The following is a 6914-nucleotide window of genomic DNA, read 5'->3' as shown; positions in this document are numbered from 1 at the left end:
CTCCGGCGAACCGAGATATTCCACGCGGTCGAAACCGAGATAGGTTTCCGGGGTCAGCTGGCCGGCGCAGGCGAGCGTTGGTTCGGCCAGATGTACAGGTTCGGCTGGCGGAATCTTGCCGGCTTCAGCGAGCAATGTCCGGATGATCTCTTCGGAGTGGGCATAATCGCCTTCGCCGAAATGGCGGTAGCGGATATTGCCGCCGGCGTCGATGAAATAATGGGCCGGCCAGCAGCGGTTCCGGTAGCGGTTCCAGAGGACGTAATCGTTGTCGAGCACGATCGGGTAGGTCAGTCCGTGGCGTTCGGCGGCCCGCTGCACATTGATCGTCTCTTTCTCAAAATCGAACTCCGGCGTGTGGACGCCGATGATCGTCAGGCCGGTTTTTCCGTAAGCCTCGTGCCAGGCCTGAAGATGCGGCAGGGTCCGCAGGCAGTTGATGCAGGAGTAGGTCCAGAAATCGATCAGGACGACGCGGCCGGCGAGGTCGGCGGCGGCGAGCGGCGCGGAATTCAGCCAGGGTCCGGCGCTGTCGAGCGCAGGCATGCGGCCTTCGACCAAGAGCGTCGCGGCATCGACGCGGCGGCCGCGGCCCAGGAATTCAGCCAATTTTTTTCTGAGCATCATTGGGCGGAGCATTAAGCGTCTCATCGGTCTTGGTCAGGCGGACTTTGTTGATACGCAGGTTGAGGATCTCTTCGACTGTCGCCACGAGTCCGTCGGCGATCTTGACCTGCTGCCCGCCGGTCGGAATGCTGCCGAGTTCCTTCAGGATCACCCAACCTAGCGACTTGTGCGGCGGTCCCTGGATCTTGGTATTGAAGAAGCGGTTGAGATCCTTGATCTCGACGTCGCCGTGGGCGATGACGTTCAGCCGGTCGACGCGCTTGACGGTGTGCTCGTCAACGTCGGATTCGTCGCTGATCTCGCCCACCAGTTCCTCAAGCAGATCCTCGAAGGTCACGACGCCCAAGACCGAACCGTACTCGTTCACGACAATGGCCATGTGCAGATGCTGCCGCTGCATCTCCCGCAGCAGATCGTCGATCGGTTTAGTGTGGGGAACGAAAGCGGCCGGTTCGGCCAGGTCTTTCATGGCGATCAGGCTGAAGCTCACCGTCGGATTTTCGGCGATCCTGATGAAGATATCTTTCAGGTGGATAGTGCCGACGATGTTGTTCTTGTCGTTCTCGAAGACCGGATAACGGGAGAATTCGGAAGACTTGATCAGCGGCAAAGCGTCGGCCAGGGATTTTTTTCCGTCGAGGAAAATGACGCCTTCCTTCGGGGTCATGACATCGCTCGCGGTGACGTCGTTGAAGAGGAAGACACGCTCGATCATCTCTTTTTCGCCCCGCTCCAGCGTGCCGGCTTTGACGCCCATCTGCGCCATGGTCTTGATCTCGTCCTCGCCGAAGACCGGCGCCGTCGGCGGCGGGGCGGCCCGGAAGATTCGGTCCACCAGGAAATTGATGACGACCAGGATCGGACGCAGGACGCGCGTGAGCAGGTCGACCGGCCTCGCGAGCGCCAGCGCCAGCCATTCGCTGTGGTGGGCCGCGAAAGATTTCGGCAGGAATTCTCCGAAGATGATGATGGCGACGGTGATGAGACCGGTGGCGATGCCGACGGCGGTATTGCCGAACTGCTCGATCGCCACGACCGTCGTGAGGGCGCCGGCGCTCATGTTGACGACATTATTGCCTAGCAGGAGCGCGCCCAGCAGGGTTTTGGGGTTGTCGCGGAGCTTTTCCAGTATCTTGGCGGCCTTGTTGCCTTTCTGGGCCAGTGTGCGGATCCGCACTATACCCAGCGAAAAAATGGCTGTTTCCGAGGCGCTGAAACAGGCCGAAAGGAACAGCAGGACGATGAGCGTGAAAAAGGAGGCAAACATAGGTTGGGCTACCTTAGCTAAAGCGGCGGGCTTCGTCTACCGGCTTTCTGGCGGCACGCCGAAGCACTCAGGCTTTGGGCGCGTCAGCGTTGTCGGGAGCGATAGCCGCGGGCGGAGCGATCTCCGGAGTCTTGAGCGCCGGGAAGATGACGCTGGCTTGAGTGCCGACCTTCTCGATCGAGTCGATGAAGATCCGGCCGCGCATCAGCTCGACGATCTGCTTGGTGATCCACAGGCCCAGGCCGGTGCCGGGGATGTCGCGGGTGTCGTCGGTCTTGACCCGATAGAATTTCTGGAAGAGGCGTTCGCGCGCTTCGGCCGACATGCCGAGGCCGGTGTCCGTGATCTTGATCTCGATCTTGTCATTGTCCTTGATCTCCGAGGTGATGACGACACTGCCTTTCGGCGTGTATTTGATCGCGTTCGAGACCAGGTTGATGAGGATCTGCCGCAGGCGGGCGCGGTCGACCTCGATCTCGGGCAGGGGCGCGGCCGGCCGACGGTACTCGAACGCCAGCTGTTTGCGTTCGGCCTCGAAATGCAATTGTTCGACGATCTCCTGGACCAGTTCTTCGACCACGGTCGGTTCAAGATCCATCTTCATGCGGCCCTGTTCGATGCGGGAGACGTCGAGCAGGTCTTCGACCAGTCCGGCGAGGTGGGTCGAGATGGAGAAGACCGTCTTCAGGATGCCTTTGGGTTTGTCCTCCATCTTGCCGAAAGCGTCCTCCAGGAACAGCGACAGGTAGCCGCGGATGGCGGTGATCGGCGCGCGCAGTTCGTGCGAGGCCATGGAGATGAAGTCGTCCTTCATCTTGTCGACCTCCTGCAGTTTGCGGAACAGGCTGGCGTATTCGAACAGGCGCGTGTTCGAGGCTAGCACCAGCATGATGATGAGGATCGTGATGACCAGCCAGAGATAGGACCAGTAGAGATTGCTCTGGACCAGGTTGTCGACGACGTTCAGGGAGATCTTGGCCGAGAGCAGAATGGATTTCGCTCCCTGGCTGTCGGCGAGCGGCATGACCACGCCCCAGAAACGCTCGCTGCTGCGGGCTTCCTCAGCGGTCAGTTTTTCGTCGATCGCGGCCGACCGTCCGGATTTGGTCAGGTAGGCGATGGCTTGGTTGTCGTACCAGGCCAGGATGTTGTGATTGCCATGCGCGACGCGGCCGATGCCGTCCGGATAGAGGCTTGCGAAGACCTTGAAGTCCTCGCCGTCTTTCACGAGCACGTCGAGGCTGCGGACCTCGGGGATGGCCGCGGCCACGGCTTCCAGCCGCTTCTGCAAGCCGGCCTGGTCGTGGAAGAGATCGGCGCTCGTCGCGCTGAACATCTTGCCGATGATGAGGGCGGTGCGCTGGAGTTCGACATCGACCGTCTGGCGGAAGCGGTTGATCACGAAGAACGTATTGACGACGATGGAGACCGGCACGAGCACGATCAGGATGCCGGCATAGATCAATTGCCAGTTCTTCTTGAGGAACATCGAGCTGGCGCCTATTTTCGCGGGAGCTTTGCTGGTCATAGCTTAAAAATCATATCACGGCCGCGGCTCAAACAGAAATGAAAATGACGGGTTCGCGTGATAGGTATGATTGTATTTTTGCTCAGTTAAGCCTATTTTCAATATTTTAGCCACGCGGGCAGTCTTGGTCAGGGCGGGCTGATGGTGGTATAATATATTCATGACACACACCAATTCTCTTCCGCCTAAGATACCGACCAATATTGTCGGTTTTGACCGTCTGGCTGATGGCGGCCTGCCTAAAGGGCGGGCGATCGTCATTTCCGGCAGCGCTGGATCCGGCAAGACTATTTTTGGGCTGGAGTTCCTGTTTCGGGGCGTAACAGAACTCAAAGAACCGGGTGTTTTCGTGACTTTTGAGGAGCGCCGCGCCGATCTGCTTATGGACGTGGCTGGTTTCGGCTGGAGTCTCGATGATTTGGAGAAACAAGGACGGATCGCTTTTGTCGATGCGAGTCGCGTCGCGGAGAATCAGGTCGAGGTCGGGGAGTATGATTTTGGAGCGCTCATCGCGCGCATTCGTTTCGCCGTCGACAAGGTCAAGGCCAAACGCGTCGTCATCGACAGCATCGGTTCGTTGTTCCTGCGCTACAAAGATTACGCCCTGGTCCGTCGGGAGATGTTCAAGCTGATCAGCATCCTGCGCGAACTCGGCGTCACGACTGTCATCACCGCCGAGCGCGTGAACGACAGCGACGGCGCTTCCCGGTTCGGCGTCGAGGATTTTGTCGCCGATAGCGTGGTGTTCCTGTATAACTCCGCGGTCGGACGCCAGCGCGAGCGCCAGATCGAGATCGTCAAGTTGCGCGGCGGCAGCCATCAGACCGGCCGCTACCCGTTCCTGATCTCCGATGACGGTATCGTCGTCTTTCCGCGTCAGAACGAGGATTTTGCCAAGGAGAGCCCCATGAGCCGCATCTCTATCGGCGTCGACGGCATCGATGCCATGACTGACGGCGGCATCTTCCGCGGTTCGACCACGCTGCTCAAGGGTCCGTCCGGCACCGGTCGGACCGTGCTTGGCATGTCGTTCCTGGCCGAGGGTGTCAGGCGCGGCGAACGCGGCGTCTTGTTCTCTTTTGAAGAGGGGCGCGCCCAGATTTTCATGGACGCCAAGACGATCGGCATGAATTTTACCGCCGCCGAGAAACGCCGTCTGCTCCAGGTTGTCGCTTGGCAGCCGGAAGAGATGCCGCTCGAAGCTTATCTGAAACAGATGCGGCATATCGTCAAAGATTTTCAGCCTCGCCGGGTGGTCATTGATTCCGTGACGCCGCTCGTCAATTCCGTCGATCAGCAACGGTTCCGCCGCTTCGCTGTTTCGCTGAACTCGTTTCTGAAAGCCAGGCAGATCACGACGCTCATGAATTACACCAGCGCGGCTGTTGACGGCGAATCCGCCGGCACCGATTCCGATCTCGCGGTCATCGCCGATAACATCATCACGATGGATTTTTCCGAGATCGCCGGCCAGATGGAGCGGATCATCCTGATCGCCAAATCTCGGGCTTCGGCGCACGACAAAGAGGTCCGTCGTTATACCATCAATTCCGCCGGCATGTGCGTCATAGGGGCGACGGAAAAGGCCTGTCTTGAACCGGCGGCCGTGATTAAGCGCAAGAAGAGCCGCAAATGACCGCCCGCAACATGGCTGACAAACGTAAAATTTTATTCTTTGTTTCCCAGGAATCGGCGATTTATAATTTCGTTCGCCGCCAGGTTGAGGTTGCCTGCAGCCAGGAGCCGGGAATGGATCTGGAGATCATTGATATTGCCGAACATCCGGAATTGGCCGAACAGTACAACATCGAGGCTCTGCCGACGCTCATCATCGGCGACAAGCGTTTCGTCGGACAGCCCACATCCGAAACACTGGCGATCTGCTTGCATCAGCCGCCGCAGGGCGCGTAACGCGTCGAGGCGACGATCACTATGCCAACCACCAAGAAGCAACCGGCAGCGGAGTCCGGCGGTGTCTTTTTCCGCCAGGATGACGTACCCGAAGCCCTGATCATCACCGATCCCGGCCATCAGATCCTTGCGGCCAACAAGGTGCTTTTGGAATTGCTGGGTTATTCTGAGAATGAGGTCGTCGGCTGGCCGCTTGAAAAGATTTTTTCAAATGTTCCATCCAGTCTGGACCGGATCGTGGCCGGCGATGCCGGAGTCGCCGAGTTCGAGGTCAAAGCCAGGACGAGCGGTGGCAAGCTGGTTAAAATGGAGTATTACGCGACGCCAATCATCCGTCATGACAAAGTTTCAGCCGTGCTGTATCTGGGCCGCGATATCCGGGTGAAGAGCTTGGTCGAGGCGGAGATCAAGAAAGCGCGGAATTATTTCCAGTCCATCGTCGATAATTCCCCGTTCGGCATTTGCGTGATCGATTCCGGGCGCCGGATCATGATGTTCAACCGGACGGCCGAGGAGATCACCGGTTTTGCCGCGGCTGAGATGGTGGGTCGGCCGATTTCGGAATTGTATCTGGAGGCCGTGGACGACGCCATGATGACGCCGGCGATCGGCAAGACGACGCCGCGCCAGGCTAAATTTCACAAGAAAAACGGCGGCGAAGTGCCGGTCCTCGTCACGACGAATTTGATTTCGGAGCCTGGCGGCAGCGGGAATTTGATCATCGAATCGTTCAGTGACCAATCCGACCGTCAGCGCGTCGACCAGCTGAAGAATGAATTCGTCTACGTTGCGGCGCACGAGTTGCGCAATCCGGTGACGGCCATCCGCTTGCTTCTGGACATCATTTTCGAGGACAGGCGCCTGGCGATCGATCCGGTGCTGCGCGGCCATCTGGCCAAGATCCAGGAAGCCAACGAGCGGCTGCTGCATCTTGTCGACGATCTCCTGGAGGTTTCGCGGACCGAAGCGGGGCGTTTGCAGATCCAGGTCGCGCCGCAGAACATCGTGAGCCATGTCGCCGACCTGCTTTCCGAGCAGCGCCCGAACGCGGTCTCCAAAGGCGTGAGTCTCAATTATGAACCGGGATCGGGAATCCCTTACGTGGCCGCCGATTCGATGAAGCTCAAGGAGATCCTGACCAACCTGTTGGCCAACGCCGTGAAATACAATATCGCCGGCGGTTCGGTCACAGTGAGCCACGAGGTGCGCGGCAACAAATTGCTTACGAAGATCGCGGATACTGGCATCGGTATTTCCGAAGAGGACCGGAAGCGGCTGTTCCAGAAATTCTGGCGGTCGGAAGATCTCGCGGTGCGCGCCCAATCCGGCACCGGTCTCGGGCTGTTCATCGTGAAGGAACTCGTCGACCGCATGGGCGGCGAGGTGTGGGCCGAGTCCAAGCCTGGCTCAGGGAGCACATTCTGTTTTACGTTGCCGTTGGCGGGTTGAGGGGCGTGGGGGTTGGGAGAGTGCAGGAGTGCAGGAGTGCTGGAGTGCTGGAGTGCTGGAGTGCTGGAGTGCTGGAGTGCTGGAGTGCTGGAGTGCTGGAGTGCTGGAGTGCTTCATCACTCCCTGACTCCG

General features: G+C 59.0%; 6 protein-coding genes. 3 read left to right on the top strand and 3 right to left on the bottom strand.

The genetic code is table 11. The annotated features are described in order from the left end of the window. The 3 genes from WCT10_06030 to WCT10_06020 form a co-directional block, all read right to left on the bottom strand. On the bottom strand, window positions 1–627 hold a 627-nt coding region (locus WCT10_06030), incomplete at its 3' end, for a redoxin domain-containing protein (protein MFA6604356.1). Continuing rightward, a complete protein-coding gene (locus tag WCT10_06025; GenBank protein MFA6604355.1) occupies window positions 602–1894 on the bottom strand; it encodes a hemolysin family protein in 1293 nt (430 codons plus the stop codon). The genes WCT10_06025 and WCT10_06030, both read right to left, overlap by 26 nt. A 67-nt stretch (window positions 1895–1961) precedes the next feature. After that, window positions 1962–3422 carry a HAMP domain-containing sensor histidine kinase gene (locus tag WCT10_06020; GenBank protein ID MFA6604354.1) on the bottom strand — a complete coding sequence of 487 codons (1461 nt, stop codon included), beginning with the start codon at window positions 3420–3422 and terminating at the stop codon, window positions 1962–1964. Between the two features lie 160 nt (window positions 3423–3582). Here WCT10_06020 and kaiC point away from each other — a divergent pair, with 160 nt between their 5' ends. From kaiC to WCT10_06005, 3 genes are read left to right on the top strand one after another with little or no spacing between them, the layout of a single operon-like run. After that, entirely contained in the window at window positions 3583–5058 is a 1476-nt protein-coding gene (kaiC, locus tag WCT10_06015; GenBank protein MFA6604353.1) for a circadian clock protein KaiC, read from the top strand. A gap of 11 nt (window positions 5059–5069) precedes the next feature. Then, window positions 5070–5333 (top strand): circadian clock KaiB family protein, encoded by a 264-nt coding sequence (locus WCT10_06010; protein ID MFA6604352.1) that lies wholly within the window; start codon window positions 5070–5072, stop codon window positions 5331–5333. Window positions 5334–5354: 21 nt separating this feature from the next. Further along, complete coding sequence (locus WCT10_06005) at window positions 5355–6782, top strand: PAS domain-containing sensor histidine kinase (GenBank protein ID MFA6604351.1); 1428 nt, start codon at window positions 5355–5357, stop codon at window positions 6780–6782. Window positions 6783–6914: the final 132 nt, after the last annotated feature.

Source organism: Patescibacteria group bacterium (assembly GCA_041667185.1).
Classification (GTDB): Bacteria; Patescibacteriota; Patescibacteriia; order SG8-24; family SG8-24; genus JBAYFM01.
This window is presented reverse-complemented; position numbering and strand designations above follow the sequence as displayed.